This window comes from Nonomuraea sp. NPDC052634, assembly GCF_040678535.1.
GTDB classification, from domain to species: domain Bacteria; phylum Actinomycetota; class Actinomycetes; order Streptosporangiales; family Streptosporangiaceae; genus Nonomuraea; species Nonomuraea fastidiosa.
In genome coordinates this window covers 177274-193481 of sequence record NZ_JBFATY010000003.1, presented here as the reverse complement: position 1 = coordinate 193481, position 16208 = coordinate 177274, and the positions used below count along the sequence as shown (strand labels likewise).

Here is a 16208-nt window from a genome sequence, read left to right as displayed (position 1 = left end):
CGGCTGGAAGGCGAGTGCACATCGCCCCAGCGGGGACCCCGGCTTGCGGGACTTCTCCTCCCAGTGTGACTCATCTCGGTCAGGCCACGGTCATCCAGACGTTGATTCTCAGCGACCAAGTGGCATTGGGAGCTTCAGTGAGCGACCGCTCGTCCTGCCGCGTGACCAGCCGCATCACCTGCGTGGCCGGTCCGTACGGCGAGACCTGCGGCTCCTCGGCCCCCATCAGCACCGGCACCCGGCCCGCCGCGCGCACCCGCTCGATCTGGCGGCGCACCTCGCTCTGCGGCGCGACGTCGCCGCCCCGCCGCTTCACCCTCGCCGCCGGCCGGTCGCACATCCCCCGTACGACCTGAACGAACCTGTCACCGGTCACCCGCTCGACGAACAGCACCGACGCCCGCTCGGGGAGGCGCGCGCACATCGCCTCGATCGCCGCCGCCTCGCCGCGCTCGACCGGCGTGAACGCGGTGCCGATCGACGTCACCGCGGGCGGCGCGAGCACCAGCAGCACCGCCATCACCGTGCCCCACTTGAGCACCAGCGGGCCGTGCCGGTCCATCAGCCGCCGCAGCCGGGTCAGCCCGTACGCGGCCAGCAGGATCACTCCCGGGATCACCACCGGCACCAGGCGGCGGGCGGCCCACGGGTGGTCGGGGGTGATCTCCGGCCGCAGCAGCGTGGTGACCGTCGTCCAGCCCACCACCGCGAGCGGCAGCAGCCAGGCGAACGACGAGCCGTCGCGCAGCAGGCGGCGCACGAGGAGCGCGGCGGCGATCGTGGCCAGCGCCAGCGTGGCGGGGCCGAGGTACCAGGTGACCCAGTGCAGGGAGTTCTCGAAGTACAGGCGGGTGCCGTCCTCCGGCAGGCCGTTGGCGCGCTGGATCTGCCGGATCATCTCGTACGTGCGCCAGTCGTCCGGGTTCGACGGCTGCCTGGTGACCGTCTGGTACCACGGGCGGGCGTACAGGGCCACCATGAGCAGCACGGTCAGCACCGCGCCGGTCCTCGGCACCCACCGGGGCATGCGGAGGCGGGCAAGCACGGGGGCGGCGGCCGTGCCCGCGGCGGTCAGCACGAGGACGGCGGCGCTGATGAGCAGCAGCGGCCGCACCGAGCCCGACAGATACTCCAGGTACGGCCTGGCCAGCAGGTACGCCGCCGCGAGCCCGACACCGGCGCCGGCCACCAGCCCCGCGAGCAGCGGCGGCCCGAGGCGGCCCACCGGGCGGCCCAGCCTGCGCAGCGCGATCAGCAGCCCGGCGAAGGCGAGCACCGGCAGCGCGTCGCGCAGCCCGTCGATCCTGACCAGCACCGCGAGCCCGAACACCAGCCCGGCGAGCAGCGCCTTCAGCCGGTTCGGCCGGCCGTCGCCGGCTCCCGTGAGCGCGGTGCCCGCCAGCGCGTCATAGGCCAGCGCCAGCCCGCCGAACAGCAGGATCATCGACGGGATCTCGCTGAACGTGGTCCGCGAGGTGTACAGGACCGGCATGCAGATCGCGAACGCCGTGGCCGCGACCACGGCCCAGCGCGCCCCGGCCAGCCGCGCCACCACGCCGCCCAGCGTGAGCACCGCGAGCGCGCCGAGCACCACGGGCATCATGAACGGCGCGCCCAGCCAGTCGCCGATCGCGAACAGCATCGGCGGGCCCGGCATGAACTGCGGCAGCACCCCGCCGTCCACGGCGTAGAACCCGACGCTGTCGAACTCCAGGCCAGGGTCCGGGCCGCCGAACGCCTCGGGGTGCACCGGGATCGGCAGCGAGCCGTGGCCGGCGATCCAGGCGGCGTACTGGGCGTAGGTGGCCGGGTCTCGCCTGACGGCGAGCTGCTCCGAGTGCAGGAGCGCGTTGAAGATCCCGGAGGCCAGCGCCACGCCCACGACTCCGAAGAGCTGCCACCAGGCCGCCCGCAGCCCCCAGCCGTCGGGCTCGTCCTGGACGAGGCTCTTCGGTGCGCGGTCCCGTGCCGGGCTCTCGGGCTCGCCGTCCCGGACCGGGCCGTTGGGTTCGCTCTCCTGAACCGGGCTCTCGGGTCCGCCGTCCCGGACCGGAACCCCGGCCGCCCCGGCCCGCAGGCCGCGGGTGCCCGCCCAGCACAGCAGCGCCGCCGCGGCCACGCCGAGGATCGTGACGGGGACCGGCGTGAACCAGCCGAGCAGCAGCAGCGGGAACCCGGCGAGCAGCCAGCCCGCCACGGCCAGCGCGGGCAGCACCGACAGCGTGGCGAGCCACCGGCCGGGACGATGATCGTGTTCCATCGGAGACCGAGCGTATCCAACCCCGCGGACCTGCCGTGGCCGCGGGCGGCCGTAGGGGCGCTCGGGACGGGCCGGAGGCTCGGGCAGGTCGAGAACGCCGGTAGCGTACGCGACGTGCCGGAAATGGGGAGGACCAGCGGGTGATGGCGGAAGCGCACGCCGGAAGGCCCGGGGAGCCCGCCGACGCAGCGGATCTCGGAGACGCCGCAAAACCCGCGACTCCGGGACGGCTCAGGCGGTCCGGAGAGCCCGCCGAGGCCGGAGAGCACGCCGAGGCCGGAAAGCCCGCCGAGGCCGAAAGCCCCGGCCGGGGCAGGAGGCGGCGGGCGGCCGGGGTGCGTGACCGGGTGCGGCGGCACCGATGGTTCCTGCTGGTGCTGGGGCTCGGTGCGGTGCTTCGGGCGCTCGCGATGCTCGGCTACCGCCCCGCCCTGTGGTTCCCCGACTCCTACACCTACATCGTCACCGTCTTCAGGCCCCGCCCCGACCTGGTGCGCCCGGCCGGCTACTCGATGTTCCTCAAGCTGCTGGAGCCGCTGCACGCGTTCGGCGCGGTGACGGCGGCGCAGCACCTGCTGGGCCTCGCGACGGGCGTGCTGATCTACCGGGCGGCCCGCCGCGCACCCAGGTGGGTGGCGACGCTGGCGACGGTACCGGTGCTGCTGGACGCGTACCAGATCGAGCTGGAGCACCTGCTCGTCTCGGACACGCTGTTCATGTTCCTCGTGGCGAGCGCGGTGGTGCTGGCCGTGCGGACGCGGCCGGCGGCGCTCACGCTTGCGGGCATCGGGCTGCTGCTCGCCGCCGCCACGCTGACGAGGACCGTCGGGCAGCCGCTCATCGTGGTACTGGCGGCCTGGTTCCTGCTGCGCGGGCGGATCAAGCCCGCCGGGGTGCTGCTGGCCGCGGCGCTGGTGCCGGTCATCGCGTACGGCGCCTGGTTCTACGCCACCTACCAGCGGGTGGGCCTGATAGGTGCGAACGGAGTGTTCCTGTACGCCCGCACGATGTCGTTCGCCGACTGCGCCGAGATGGACCCGCCGCCCGACCTCAGGGAGCTGTGCGACCCGCGCCCGCCTGACCAGCGGCCGCCGTCGCAGGAGTACATCTGGGCCCAGGACTCCCCGCTGGTGCGGCGTCCCGGCATCACGTTCACGAAGGAGACCGACGACCTCGCGGCGAGGTTCGCGATGCTCGCGATCACCTCGCAGCCGCTCGATTACGCGAAGTCGATGCTGGCGGAGCTGGCCCGTACGTTCCGCTGGGACCGGCCGATCTACCCCGACGCCGAGATCTACGGCTACTACCAGTTCCCTGCCGAGCGGCCGGGCCCGCCTGGCCGCTATCCCGCACAGGTGGGCGCCGAGTATGCCAAGCTCTACGAGCAGGGTGCGATCGGTACGGAGATCGTCGAGCCGTATGCCGGTTGGCTTCGGGCCTACCAGAGCGTGGCACGCCTGCCCGGATCGCTGCTGCTGGCGATCCTGCTCGTGCCACCGGTGGCGGTGATCGCCCGCAGGCGCGCGGGCAGGCACCTCGCGGCGCCTCCGGCCTGGCTGGTGCCCTGGTCGGTGGCCGTCGTGCTGCTGATCACACCGGCCGCGGCCGCCGAGTTCGACTACCGGTACGTGCTGCCGGCCGTACCGGTGGCCTGCCTGGCGGCGGCCCTCGCCATCGGGCCCGCGGAGGTGAGACGACGCGAACGACGACGCGACGAGCGAGGACGACCTGGTCGCGGAGAAAGAGTTTGGCGATGATATTCCACCAAATGTCCGGCTCTGAGTATGCTGTGCCGCGGAAACATCACGCCCGGGTCACGGCCGTTCCCCACGTTCATGGCCCGTGGCACGCCGTACGTGACCTAGTCTCGTGGCGCGAAGCGGCCGAACCGGCGGCGCAAGGAGTGAGGTCGGGGGGCGTATGACTGACTACAGGAGCGTGCCGGTAGTCGATTCCGCACACGGCCGACGATCCGCCCCCACGCAGCCGGGCAGCCGGATGGCGCGCAGAGCGGCGGCCGCACCGCCGCCACCGCCCGACGACCGTCCCCCGCGCGGCCACCGTTCCGGCGGCTCGGGCGGCGGCCAGACCAAGATGCGCGTGCTGGCGTGGGTCAGCGTCGGCGTCACCACGGCCATGGTGGCGGGCGCGCTCACCGCGTACACCGCCTACCGCGACGCCTTCGGCAACATCAACGAAAAGAGCGTCAAAGAAGACATCATCAACCCGCGACCGCCCGACACCGGCGCGCTCAACGTGCTGCTCGTCGGCTCCGACACGCGGGCGGGGGCCGGCAACGCGAAATACGGACAGAAGATGGCCCGCACCTCCGACGCGGGCGGCAAGCGCACCGACACGATCATTCTCCTGCACCTGTCCCCCGACCGGGACAAGGCGCGGCTGATCAGCTTCCCGCGCGACTCCATGGTGCAGATCCCCAAGTGCAAGAACGAGACCACCAAGCAGGAGATGCCGCCGCGCCGCGACATGATCAATTCGGCGTACAACACGGGCGGCATCGCCTGCACGATCTCCACACTCGAAACGCTCACCGGCATCCGCATCAACCACTTCGTCGAGGTCGACTTCAGCGGCTTCAAGAACATCGTCGACGCGCTCGGCGGCATCGAGATCTGCCTGAAGTCCGGCGTCAACGACAAGGCGTCCAAGCTGGTGCTGCCGCCCGGCAAGAGCCTGCTCGACGGTGAGAAGGCGCTCGGCTACGTACGCCTGCGCAAGTACGGCGACGGCAGCGACATCCAGCGCATCAAGCGCCAGCAGATCTTCCTCAGCAAGGTCGTCGCCAAGGCCACCAGCAGCGAGCTGCTGACCGACGTGGGCCGGCTGCGCGACTTCATCGCCGCCGCCGCCAGCTCCGTCACCATGGACCCCGAGCTGGCCAACGACACCGAACGGCTCATCGAGATCGCGATGAGCGCCAAGAAGATGACGGCCAACGGTGTGCAGTTCACCACGGTGCCCTGGCTGCCCGACCCCGACGACCCGAACCGGGTGGTCTGGAAACAGCCCGACGCCAACGAGCTGTTCACCGCGATCAAGACCGACACCGAGGTCACCAAGCCGGCCGAGACGGGCACCCAGACGGCCGCCAAGCCGAAGGCGAAGATCAAGCCGGAGCAGGTGCGCGTCCAGGTGCTCAACGGCACCAAGACCGTCGGCAAGGCCCGCGAGGTCGCCGACATGCTGGCCAAGCAGGGCTTCAACGTCGTGGGCCTGGGCAACTACGAGGCCCCCGGCGGCGCGAGCCTGGCCAAGACCGAGATCCACTACGCCAAGACGGCCGCCACCGGGTCCGACTACGCCGACACGCTCGCCGGAGCCGTCCTGCCCAAGCCGCAGACCGCCGCCGGCAAGGTGAAGGCGGCCGGGGCGCAGCCGTACACCTCGGCGGCCACCACGACCACCGCCGGAGCGCCCGCCAAGGGCACCCCGGTGATGCAGCTCGTGGTGGGCGAGGACTTCGAGTCGGTCAAGGTCACCAAGCTGCCCGACAGCGTCAAGAACAGCACCATCACCGCGTCAGAGCAGAAGAACGTGTGCACCTGAGGCTCCAAGTTCGCTGTGTAACGTCTCGTTCCGGCCCTCTACGAGAGACAGGACTCCTGAGGCGGGCTAGGCTGTTGCGGGTCGGCGACGCAGCGCGAAACGGGCCGTGTACGGTCCATGACCGCGCTGCCGTCGTGTTCCCCGGCCCCGAGCGAAGCTGAGCGACTTCCTTCTGTGTCTGACACCAGATCCTCCCGACCGGCCACGACCCCCCGGCGTCCCGATGAGGAGGGACCTGCCAACACGGGAGCCCGTTGGCCGATGCCGGAAGAGACCTTCTGGAGCGAGTCCACCGACCCGCACGGTGTGGCGCCAGGCGAGCTGACGCAGCCCCAGCCGGCCGTCACACCGGAGGACCCGGCTCCCGAGCCCCGGCCTCGCGGCACCAGCCCCGAGGCCGGGCGCTCGCGCGCCCGCGACGCGGAGTCAGGACGATCGCGCTCCAACGGCCGGCACGCGGAGGCCGGGCACCCGTACACCGACGGCCGCCACTCCGACGCCGGCCACCCGCACGCCGACGGCCCCGGCTCCGACGCCGGACACCCGCACGCCGACGGCCCCGGCTCCGACGCCGGACACCCGCACGCCGACGGCCGCCACTCCGGCGCTGGTGACCGCGGCTCGGCCGCCGGTAGCACCCGCTCCGGCGACCGCGGCTCCGAGGCCGTGCACCCGTACTTCGGCAGCGCGGCGCCGGACGCCGCACTCTCCAACGGGCGCCGCTCCGACGCCGGACACGCGTTCTCGCGTGGCCGCCACGCCGAGGACGGTCAGCCGTTCGGCGACGGCCGGGACGCGGGACGCTCGCACTTCCAGAGCCGCTCTCCGGAGGCCGCCGGGCAGCCGGCCGCCAACGGGCGCGGCGGTGAGACCGGGCAGCAGGCCGCCAACGGGCGCGCCGCCGAGACTGGACGGCCTGTGGCCGGCGGCCGCGGTGCCGAGGCCGGGCAGCCGGCCGCTGACGGCCGCAGCGCTGAGACCGGACGGTCCGTGGCCAACGGGCGTGGCGGCGAGCCGGGGCGGCTTGTCGCCGGCGGTCGCCGTGGCGATGCCGGGCAGCCGGTCTCCCGTGACCGGCGTGCTGAGGGCGGCGCGCAGCGTTCCCCGGCTCACGGCCGGAGCCCGGAGGCCGGCGAGGCACGTCCTCAGGGCCGTGGCCGGGCTCCGGAGGTCAGTGACGCCCGCCAGGGCCGTGGCCGGGCCGCGGAGACCGCCGACGCGCGTACCCAGGGCCGTGGCCGGGCTCCGGAGGCGGGTGACGCGCGGGCGCAGGCCCGTGCCGCCGCCCCCGAGGGCAGGCGGGCCAGGAGGGCGGCCGAGGAGCCCGTCGCACGAGCGACGGCCCCGGCGGCGGCTCAGGAGGCCGGGCAGCCGGCGGCACGACAGGCCGGCCAGGCCGCGACCGGCGGTCAGCGGCGCAGGGGATCGCAGGACGCAGCGGCGGCGGGCACGGGCACGCGTACGCAGGAGCGGCCCGAGCCGCAGCAGCAGCCCGAGCGGCCGAAGCGCAAGCGCGACCCGTTCCTCGACAACGTCAAGTTCCTCCTGATCGCGCTGGTGCCGATCGGCCACTCGCTGGTGCCGACGCTGTCGGCGGACTCGGCGCGCGCGGCCTACATCTTCATCTACACCTTCCACATGCCGCTGTTCGTGGTGATCAGCGGCTTCCTGTCCAGGAACTTCTGGAACTCCAACGCGAAGACCAACAAGCTCGTCGACACGTTCCTCATCCCGTACGTGATCGTCGAGGTCGGCTACGCCGCGCTGCGCTTCGCGCTGGGCCAGAAGTGGAGCCTGACGATCATCGACCCGGCCTGGCTCAACTGGTACCTGCTGGCGCTGCTGTTCTGGCGGCTGTCCACACCGGTGTGGAAGCGGATGAGGTACCCGGTGCCGGTGGCGATCGCGATCTACCTGTTCGCCGGGTTCTCGCAGATCTCGGGCGACTTCAGCATGGACCGCTTCTTCGGCCTGCTGCCGTTCTTCGTCATCGGTTTGGTCCTGCAGCCCGAGCACTTCGACATGCTCAACCGCACGTGGATCAAGGTGGTCGCGGTCTTCACCATCCTGGGCGCGGCGGCGGTGGCGATCCTCATCGCGCCCAAGGCGCCGCTCGGCCCGTTCTACTACAAGAACAGCTACCAGGACCTCCACGTGTCCTGGTGGATGGGCCTGGGCGTGCGCACGGGCCTGCTGATCTGCGCGCTGGCGATGTGCTTCGCGATCCTGGCGCTGGTGCCCAGGAAGGAGACCTGGTACACCGACCTCGGCACCCGCACGCTCTACTGCTACCTCCTCCACGGCGTCCCGGTGCTGATCGCCAAGGAGATGGGCTGGCTGTCGGTGCCGTGGCTGTACGGTCCGCTGGGCGTGCTGGCCATCTCGTCGTGCGGCTTCCTGCTGGCGATCATTCTGTGCCTGCCGCAGACCCGCACGCTCTTCAAGTGGATGCTGGAGCCGCGCCTCACCTGGCTCTATCGCCGGCCTTCGCGAAGTTAAGCGACCGTTCCTTTCGCATTAACGCCGTTGACCGGACGGGCGCGGAGCATCGATCCATGCGTGCATGTGTCGCCACGACCGTCCACCATCCCGAGGACGCCCGGATCATGCACCGCCAGATCCGGGCGTTGCTCGACGCGGGCCACGAGGTGACCTATGTGGCACCGTTCACTCACTTCAACGTGACGCCCGCCGTCGAGCTGAGCGCGGTGGACGTGGCGCACCTCGCCTCCCCGGGCCGGGTCAGGGCCGCGCTCAGGCGCGCCCTGCGCGGCGCCGACCTGCTGATCGTGCACGAGCACCGGCTACTGCGCGCGCTGCCGCACCGGCGTCCTCCGGTCGTCTGGGACGTCCGCGAGCAGGTCGCGCCCAAGCGGCTGGACCGCGCGCGGCGGCGCCATCAGGTGATCACGCCGGCCGAGGTGCCGGAGGCGACACTGGTGTCCCCCGCGCCGCTCCCGCCAGGCGACACCAGGGTCGTGCACATCGGCCGCCTGTCGGTCGAGCGCGGCGTGATGGAGCTGATCGGGCTGGCCGAGCGCCTGGTGCCGCACGGCATCCGGGTCGATCTCATCGGGGCCGCCGCACCCGGCGTGCGGCCGCTGCTGCGCGACGCGCAACGGGTCGGCCTGCTCGACTGGTACGGCTACGTGCCGCTCCGGCACGCCCTGCGCATGTCCGAGGGCGCGCTGGCGGGCCTGTCCCTGGCCGACTCGTCGGTGACCGCCGTACCCACCAAGATCCTCGACTACATGGGTCGTGGGCTGCCCGTGGTCACCACACCGCAGGGCGCGGGGCCGGTCGAGGCGGCCGGGTGCGGGATGGTGGTGCCGCTGGACGTGGACGCGGTGCTGAACGCCGTACTGGATCTGAAAGAGGACCCGGAGCTGCGGGTGCGGCTGGGCAAAGAGGGGCACGCGCAGGCCCGGCTGAACCACCACTGGCCCGATCACGCGCCCGCCTTCGTCCGCCGCGCCGAGTCGTGGGCCGGCGCCACCACCCACGCCCCGGCCGTCCAGCCCGCCCCCGCCCCGGCACGGCCGACGCTCACGCGGCTCCGGCGCAAGCCGGACGCCACCCGCCCCTGACCGGTCCGCCTCCCTCCCCGACACGGCCACCACCACCTGGCCGGCAGGTCGCCCCCCTTCCCTCCGACACGGCCGCCATCACCTGACCCCGGCAGGTCGGCCCCCTTTCCCCCGACACAGCCGCAACCGCGGCGGTGGGAATGGCCACGGAGCGGGGCGGTTGATGTACTGGACTCATGGCATCGCATCTGATCCAGGGCCGGACGGTGGACATGCCCGTGCGGGTGAGGGACGCCGAGGTGTGCAGTGCCCTCTACCCTGTGCGTGCCGACGCCGCGCGAGCGGTGATCGCCTACTCCGGGCTCGACGTCACCGAGGTGCTGCCCGGCAAGGCCGCCTGCCTGCTGGTGTTCGTCGACTACCGCGACGGCGACCTCGACACCTACCACGAGTTCGGCATGGCCTTCCTGGTGCGCAGGCCCGGCGCGCCCGCGTCCGTGGGGCCGGGTGAGCTGCGGCACGCGGGGGTGTTCGTGCACTGGCTGCCGGTGGACCAGGGGTTCACGCTGGAGGCCGGGCGGTCGCTGTGGGGGTTCCCGAAGGAGCTGGCCGACATCGAGCTGCGGCTGGCGTCGCCGTACAAGCGGTGCGTTCTGCGCAAGGACGGGCGGCTGGTGCTCGACATGCTGATCAAGCCGGGTGTGCCGGTGCCGGGGGCGGGCGTGATGGCGCCGCTCGACGCGTACACGCACTGTGACGGGGTGACGCGGGTGGTGCCGTGGACCGTACGGGTGCGCGGCGCCAGGATGCGGCCCAGCGGCGCGCTGATTCGCCTCGGCAACCATCCCGTCGCCAAGGAGCTGAGCGAGCTGGGGCTGCCCAAGCGGGCGATGTTCAGCACGACGGTCGCGCACGCCGCGATGTGCTTCGGCGAGGCCCGCGAACTCTGAGGCGGGCCCGCAAGCTATGAGGCAGGCCCGCAAGCTGTGCGGGCAGGCCCCGAGCTGTGCGGCGGGCCGGCCGGGCGAGCCGTGCGGCAGGCCCGCAGCGGGCCTGCCCGATCAGCTGCGGGTCGGCGGCGGTCAGACGATCGGCGGGCGGCCGAGCTTGACCATCCGCCACGCGGTGCGCCACGCCATGGGACGCCGCTCGCCCGCCGGAGTGCGCAGCCCCTCGATGAAGCCGCCGAACCACGCCTTGAGCGCGCCCGACGAGCCGCGCTCGCGCACCAGCGTGAGCACCACCCAGTTGAGGAGGTAGATGACCGCGAGCGGCCACGGCAGGTTGCGCCGGGCCAGCCAGACGCGGTTGCGGGCGTTGAGGCGGTAGAACTCCGCGTGCCTGGTGGGCGGCACCTGCGGGTGGTACATCACCGTCTCGGCGTCGTATTCGATGCGGTAGCCCTCGCCCAGCAGCCGCCAGGCCAGGTCGGTCTCCTCGTGGGCGTAGAAGAACCGCTCGGGCAGCCCGCCGACCTGGAGGAAGGCCGAGCGCCTGACCGCGGACGCGCCGCCCAGGAACGTGGTGACCGGGGACGAGCGCTGCGGGTCGCCCGCGCGCAGGCGCGGCACGTGGCGGCGCTGGCCGATGCCGCCGTCGGGGTCCATCACCCGGAAGCTGATGACGGCCAGGTCGGGCTCGGTGGCGAAGCGGTCGCGCACGTGGGAGACGACCTTCTGGTCGGCGTACCAGCCGTCGTCGTCGAGGAACAGCACGACGTCACCGGAGCACTCCTCGACGCCCCGGTTGCGGCCGGCGGGAATGCCGGTGTTGTGTTCGAGCCGGATGGACTTCACGACCGCGGCCGAACCCTCGGGTGGCGTCGCCGACAACTCCGGCACGTCGGCTCCGTTGCCTACGATCACCACCTCGACGTCTCCGTCGACCTGGTTGAGCGCGGACTCGACCGCCCGGTTCAGCTCCGCGACCCGGTTGCCCATGGTGAGGATGACGCACGAGATCTTCAACGAATCACTGTCCTGACGCGTTGAGAACACGAGCGGAGCATTCTTTCATGATCACCGAGTCTGCTGGTCTGCATGGTCTGGATGGTGAAGCTAAGCGTATCGGAACCGACAGTGAACCCCCACCGAACCGCGGACGTCCGATCAATACGACGGACAAGACGCCCGAGCGGTTCCGGGCGAGATCAAGCAAGTCGCCTCGATGCCATGATGCTGATCAGATGCAGCACGACCTGCAACGCCGCCGCCACCGCGCAGGCCACGACCAGCACCCGCGTCGCCGTCGGCACGCCGGCCACCGCGTCGATCACCGCGGCCACCACCGCGAGCAGTGACAGCTCGATGGGCTGCATGATGCGGTGGAACCTGGTGGCCGCGAGCACCCGCCTGCCCAGCCCCAGCAGCCCCGAGCGGAACTGCACGGCCGCCGCCTCGCTCGACGCGCCAAGCCCGCCCTTGGCCCTGGCCACCTCCACCAGGTCGCTTTCGGCCTTGATGAGGATGGCGCCGAGCGCCCCGGCGAAGCCGAGCACGGTGTACCAGTCGGGCAGCACCGCCGAGGCCCGCCAGCCCAGCCCGGCCAGTACGGCGGCCTCGGCGAAGTAGGCGCCCACCCGGTCGAGGTAGACCCCGGCCAGCGAGGTCTTGCCCGTCCAGCGGGCCAGCTCGCCGTCGGAGCAGTCGAGCAGCAGGTAGACCTGGATGAGCAGGGCGGCGCCCACGGCCGCCCACAGCCCAGGCAGGGCGAGCACGAACCCGGCCGCCACCCCGGCCACCGTCATCACCCAGGTGAGCTGGTTGGGCGTGACCGGGGTCTTGGCCAGCGCCCAGGTGACGTAGATGGACAGCCGGCGCATGTAGAGCACGCCCGCCCAGTGCTCGCCGTTGCGGCGCTCCAGGTGGCCCGGGGGCTGGGCCACCTGCCTGAACTCAGCTACCGAAGGCCCGGACATAGTCCCCCACCCGATCGCGGATCTCCGATTCCTGCATGCGCAGGTGTTCCAGGATCGTGTAACGGCCGGGGCGAGTGGCCGGGGCCAGCGCGACGACCTCGGCGAACTGCTCTTCCGTCAGCCCGATGTCGCCGGGCACGACGGGCAGCTCGTGGCGGCGCAGGCAGCCGACCACCTGCTGCACGCGGGCGTGGTCCTCACGCAGGAAGAAGCAGAAGGCGGCACCGATGCCGGCGAGCTCGCCGTGGTTGGAGGTGCCGGGGAAGAGCTGATCCACGGCATGAAGGATCTCATGATCTCCACCGCTCGCGGGCCGGGATGAGCCCGCGACCACCATGGACATGCCCGACAGGATCAGCGATTCGGCGAGCACGGTCAGGAACGCGTCGGACTCGATCGAGTCGGTGCGCCCGATGAGCGCCTCGGCGGCGGTGCGCGACATCGAGCAGGCGAGTCCGTCGATGGGCTCTCCGCGCTCGACGTTGCCGAGCTGCCAGTCCTCGATCGCCGACAGGTTGCTGATGACGTCGCCGATGCCCGCACGCACCAGCGACTTCGGCGCGTTGTGCACGAAGTCGAGGTCGACCAGGATGGCCAGCGGCATCGGCACCCCGAACGTACCCTTGCCGCCCTCGTAGACCAGCGAGGCGGTCGGCGAGCAGATGCCGTCGTGCGACAGGTTGGTGGCCACGGCGACCATGGGGATGCCGGCCAGCGACGCGGCGTACTTGGTGGCGTCGATCGTCTTGCCGCCGCCGACGCCCACCACCACCTCGTAGGCGCCCTTGCGCAGGTCGGCCCCGAGCGAGACGGCCGCGTCGACCGTGCCGTCGGCCACCCTGAACACCTCGGCCTCGCCCAGCGTGGGGGCGATGAGGCTCTCGATGTGGTCACCCTGGCCGGGGCCGACGGCCACGGCGACCCGTCCGGAGGTGGCCACGCGGCTGTCGGCCAGCAGGGCGCCGAGCTCGGCCACCGCGCCCCGCCTGACGTCCATGGTCAGCGGCGCGGGCAACATCCTCGCGAGAAGCGGCATCCGCGCCTCCCTCAGTAGTGGACGGCTATGGCGCGGGCCTTGGCCAGGTCGTCGTGGTTGTCCACCTCGACCCAGTCGACCTCGCCGATGGGCGCGGCGTGGATGACCTCACCGCGATCGACCATCTCCTGGTAGCCGTCCTCGTAGTAGAGCTGGGGGTCGCGCTCGAACGTGGTCTTCAGCGCGTCGGCCAGGCGGTCGGCCGCGCCGGGACGGATGAGGGTGGCGCCGATGTACTCGCCGTAGGCGTCGGCGGGGTCCATCAGCTTGGTGATGCGGCGCAGCGCCCCCTCGGGCGACAGCGTCACCTTCATCTCCTCGTCGGCCAGCTTCTTGACGTTGTCGACGGCGAGCAGCACGTCGCTGGTCTCGGGGGCCGACAGCAGGGTCTTCTCGACCGACACCGGGTGCACGGTGTCGCCGTTGACCAGCAGCACGCCCTGGGAGAAGTAGTCGCGCGCGCACCACAGGGAGTAGGCGTTGTTCCACTCCTCGGCCTTGTCGTTGTGCACGAGGGTGAGCTTGACGCCGTGGCGCTGCTCCAGCTCGTCCTTACGCTCGTGTACGGCCTGCGCCGCGTAACCGACGACGACCACGACCTCGCGCAGGCCCACCTCGGCGAGGTTGCGCAGCGAGATGTCCATGATCGTGGTTTCGCCGTCGACCGGCACGAGCGCCTTGGGCAGCGTGTCGGTGTACGGCCGCAGGCGTCGTCCGGCCCCAGCGGCCAGCACCATTCCCAGCAACGTGCACTCCTCAGTCAGCGTGACTCCGTGGCCCAAAGAGTATTCGTCTTTGGCCCCCGTGCGGGTAATCCGGCGTTAGTCTTGCGTTCCCGCATCTGCGGCTTCCACCCCGGTTCGCGGGGCGGCGAGCCAGCACGTGAGACTCTCCCAGCCGAACAGTCCCCACAGATAGAGCGCGAGGAGCGCATAACCGCCGCTCAGCCAGCCCGACAGGGCGACCAGTGAGATCGCCATCATCCTGCCGTCCCAGCCGAGCCCGGCCGCGGGCAGCCAGGCCGGCGGGTAGACGCGCTGGCGCAGCCGGTAGAGCAGATCGTAATGATGGAAGGCGAGGGCGCCGAGCAGCGCGAAGATCAGCGCGGGGTGCATCTGGTGCGCGAAGCCGCAGGCGGCGATGAAGGCGTACTCGATGAGGCGCAGGATCGGCGGCACCAGCCAGTCGAACCTGCCGTCGTGGGGGTGCGTGCTGCCGGGCCCGGCGAGCAGCAGCGTCACGGCGGGCGCGAACACCGCGAGCCCGTCGGCCCCCGCCACGCCGATGAGCAGCAGCACGCCCGTCACGAACGTGCCGGCGAGCACCGGCGGCAGCGGCGGGAGCTGCCCGGCGACAAGCAGGCCCATGGCGCGCGACAGCGGGCCGTCGTCGCGGTAGGCCACGACCGTGCTCTTGGGTACGGGGGTCATCTGCACCGAAATCATCTGGCCGACCTCGCGATCCGTCCGGCGAGCTGGTAGAGGGCGGCCACGCCGCCCCAGCACAGCAGCGACAGGAACGTCACGCGGGCGTCCCAGAGCGCGGCCGTGACGGCGATCAGCGCCATGCGCTCGCCGATGGGCAGCACGATGATCTTCTTCAGCCAGCGGGCGATCGTGTCGCGTTCCAGGCGGTGGGCGAGCTTGAGCACCCCTCCCGGCGCGCGGCGCAGGTCGCGCGACTCCAGCAGGGAGCGGGTGGGCCTGCCCCACATCGCGCCGACGCGGGCGCCGTCCTCGATCGCCCCCGCGTACGTGGCGTCGATGGCGTGCCTGACCACCTGGAGGACCATCGCGGCGACGGCGAGGTACCAGATGCCGGGATCGGCGGACCCGGCGGCGAGTCCGACGTAGACGGCGTACTCCTTGAGCCGGTCGGACATGCCGTCGGCCCACGCGCCGAGCGGGGTGAAGGCGCGCGTGTAGCGGGCGAGCTGGCCGTCGAGGCAGTCGAGCGCGAACGACAGGTAGAGCAGCACCGCGCCCAGCACCAGCGCGCCCCTGGTGCCGCCGGAGAACCACACGGCGGCCAGCAGCGCGAGGCCGGCCGAGACGCCGGTGACGGTGTTGGGGGTGACCTTGAGGCGTACGGCGGGCCTGATGAGGTGGCGGGTCCAGGTGGAGACGAAGAACGTGGCGAAGAAGCCGTCGTCGGCCTTGACCGAGCTGTCGAGCCTGACCTTGGCCTCGTCGACCTCGGCCAGGCGGCGTACGGCGGCGTCGGCGGCGTTCTGGCCGGTGACGCGGTCGGCGTGCAGCGACCCGATCGCGGCGGCGCGTACGCTCACGCCCGACCTGACCAGCCCCACGAGCAGCAGATCGACCGCCTCGACCGGGGTGACCGGGCCCAGCCTGCCCTCCTCGGCCAGCTCGGCCAGCTCTTCGGCGACCTCCGCCAGCGTGCCCAGGTCGGACTCGCCGGCCATCAGCATGCCGCGGAAGGTGGCGTTGGACTCGGGGACGAGGTGGAACGAGCTGCCCGCGGCGACGACCTTGCCGTTCTCGACGCGTACGGGCGGGCGCAAAGGACCGGCGGTGGGATCGCGGGAGATCAGGGCGCCGGTGCAGCGGGCGGGATGTTCCAGGAGCAGCGCCAGCGCCTCGGTGTGGGCCACCAGGTCGGCGGGCAGCACGGCCACCGCGCCCGTGGAGGTGCGTATGATCTTGGCGATGCCGCGCAGGTCGGCCGCGAGCCCGCCGCCCGCGCTCATCACCTGCACCTCGCGCACGGGCAGCCTGGAGAGCTGGTCGTTGAGCCGGTCGAGCAGGGTGCCGTCGCCGCTGTGCAGCCTGCCTGCAGGTGTCGTGGCGAGCAGCACGACGGATGTCGTCGTGCCGTCGCGGGTCAATGAGTCGGGCAAAGCGCAGGTCTCCTCCCGGTCGGGGTGGAGTGCGGTGGACT

General features: G+C 71.9%; 12 protein-coding genes. 5 read left to right on the top strand and 7 right to left on the bottom strand.

What is annotated here, in order from left to right; genetic code table 11:
- Positions 1–79: 79 nt before the first annotated feature.
- On the bottom strand, positions 80–2260 hold the full coding sequence (locus tag AB0K67_RS16880) for a hypothetical protein (protein WP_364060099.1): 2181 nt from the start codon (positions 2258–2260) through the stop codon (positions 80–82).
- 347 nt (positions 2261–2607) lie between these two features.
- Between AB0K67_RS16880 and AB0K67_RS16875 the strand changes: the two genes are divergently transcribed.
- From AB0K67_RS16875 to AB0K67_RS16855, 5 genes are all read left to right on the top strand, one after another.
- The gene (locus tag AB0K67_RS16875; protein ID WP_364060096.1) at positions 2608–4017 is read left to right on the top strand and encodes a hypothetical protein; all 1410 of its coding nucleotides are present in this window, start codon (positions 2608–2610) and stop codon (positions 4015–4017) included.
- A gap of 241 nt (positions 4018–4258) precedes the next feature.
- The gene (locus AB0K67_RS16870; RefSeq protein ID WP_364060093.1) at positions 4259–5827 is read left to right on the top strand and encodes an LCP family protein; all 1569 of its coding nucleotides are present in this window, start codon (positions 4259–4261) and stop codon (positions 5825–5827) included.
- 261 nt (positions 5828–6088) lie between these two features.
- The gene (locus AB0K67_RS16865; RefSeq protein ID WP_364060090.1) at positions 6089–8326 is read left to right on the top strand and encodes an acyltransferase family protein; all 2238 of its coding nucleotides are present in this window, start codon (positions 6089–6091) and stop codon (positions 8324–8326) included.
- A 56-nt stretch (positions 8327–8382) separates the two neighbouring features.
- Positions 8383–9414 (top strand): glycosyltransferase, encoded by a 1032-nt coding sequence (locus AB0K67_RS16860; protein ID WP_364060087.1) that lies wholly within the window; start codon positions 8383–8385, stop codon positions 9412–9414.
- Between the two features lie 176 nt (positions 9415–9590).
- A complete protein-coding gene (locus AB0K67_RS16855) occupies positions 9591–10304 on the top strand; it encodes an acetoacetate decarboxylase family protein (protein ID WP_364060084.1) in 714 nt (237 codons plus the stop codon).
- A gap of 132 nt (positions 10305–10436) precedes the next feature.
- Here AB0K67_RS16855 and AB0K67_RS16850 read toward each other — a convergent pair whose 3' ends face one another.
- The 6 genes from AB0K67_RS16850 to AB0K67_RS16825 form a co-directional block, all read right to left on the bottom strand.
- Complete coding sequence (locus AB0K67_RS16850) at positions 10437–11321, bottom strand: glycosyltransferase (RefSeq protein WP_364060081.1); 885 nt, start codon at positions 11319–11321, stop codon at positions 10437–10439.
- A gap of 182 nt (positions 11322–11503) precedes the next feature.
- Positions 11504–12271 carry a CDP-alcohol phosphatidyltransferase family protein gene (locus AB0K67_RS16845; protein WP_364060078.1) on the bottom strand — a complete coding sequence of 256 codons (768 nt, stop codon included), beginning with the start codon at positions 12269–12271 and terminating at the stop codon, positions 11504–11506.
- Positions 12249–13289, bottom strand: coding sequence for an iron-containing alcohol dehydrogenase family protein (locus AB0K67_RS16840; RefSeq protein ID WP_364061353.1), 1041 nt, complete (start codon positions 13287–13289; stop codon positions 12249–12251). The genes AB0K67_RS16845 and AB0K67_RS16840 overlap by 23 nt, the downstream gene beginning before the upstream one ends.
- A gap of 29 nt (positions 13290–13318) precedes the next feature.
- Positions 13319–14053 carry a phosphocholine cytidylyltransferase family protein gene (locus AB0K67_RS16835; protein ID WP_364060075.1) on the bottom strand — a complete coding sequence of 245 codons (735 nt, stop codon included), beginning with the start codon at positions 14051–14053 and terminating at the stop codon, positions 13319–13321.
- 75 nt (positions 14054–14128) lie between these two features.
- A complete protein-coding gene (locus AB0K67_RS16830) occupies positions 14129–14752 on the bottom strand; it encodes a DUF5941 domain-containing protein (RefSeq protein WP_364060072.1) in 624 nt (207 codons plus the stop codon).
- Positions 14749–16167: a CDP-alcohol phosphatidyltransferase family protein gene (locus AB0K67_RS16825; RefSeq protein WP_364060069.1), complete on the bottom strand. Its 1419-nt coding sequence runs from the start codon at positions 16165–16167 to the stop codon at positions 14749–14751. Before AB0K67_RS16825 ends, AB0K67_RS16830 begins: the two co-directional genes overlap by 4 nt.
- Between the last annotated feature and the right edge of the window lie 41 nt (positions 16168–16208).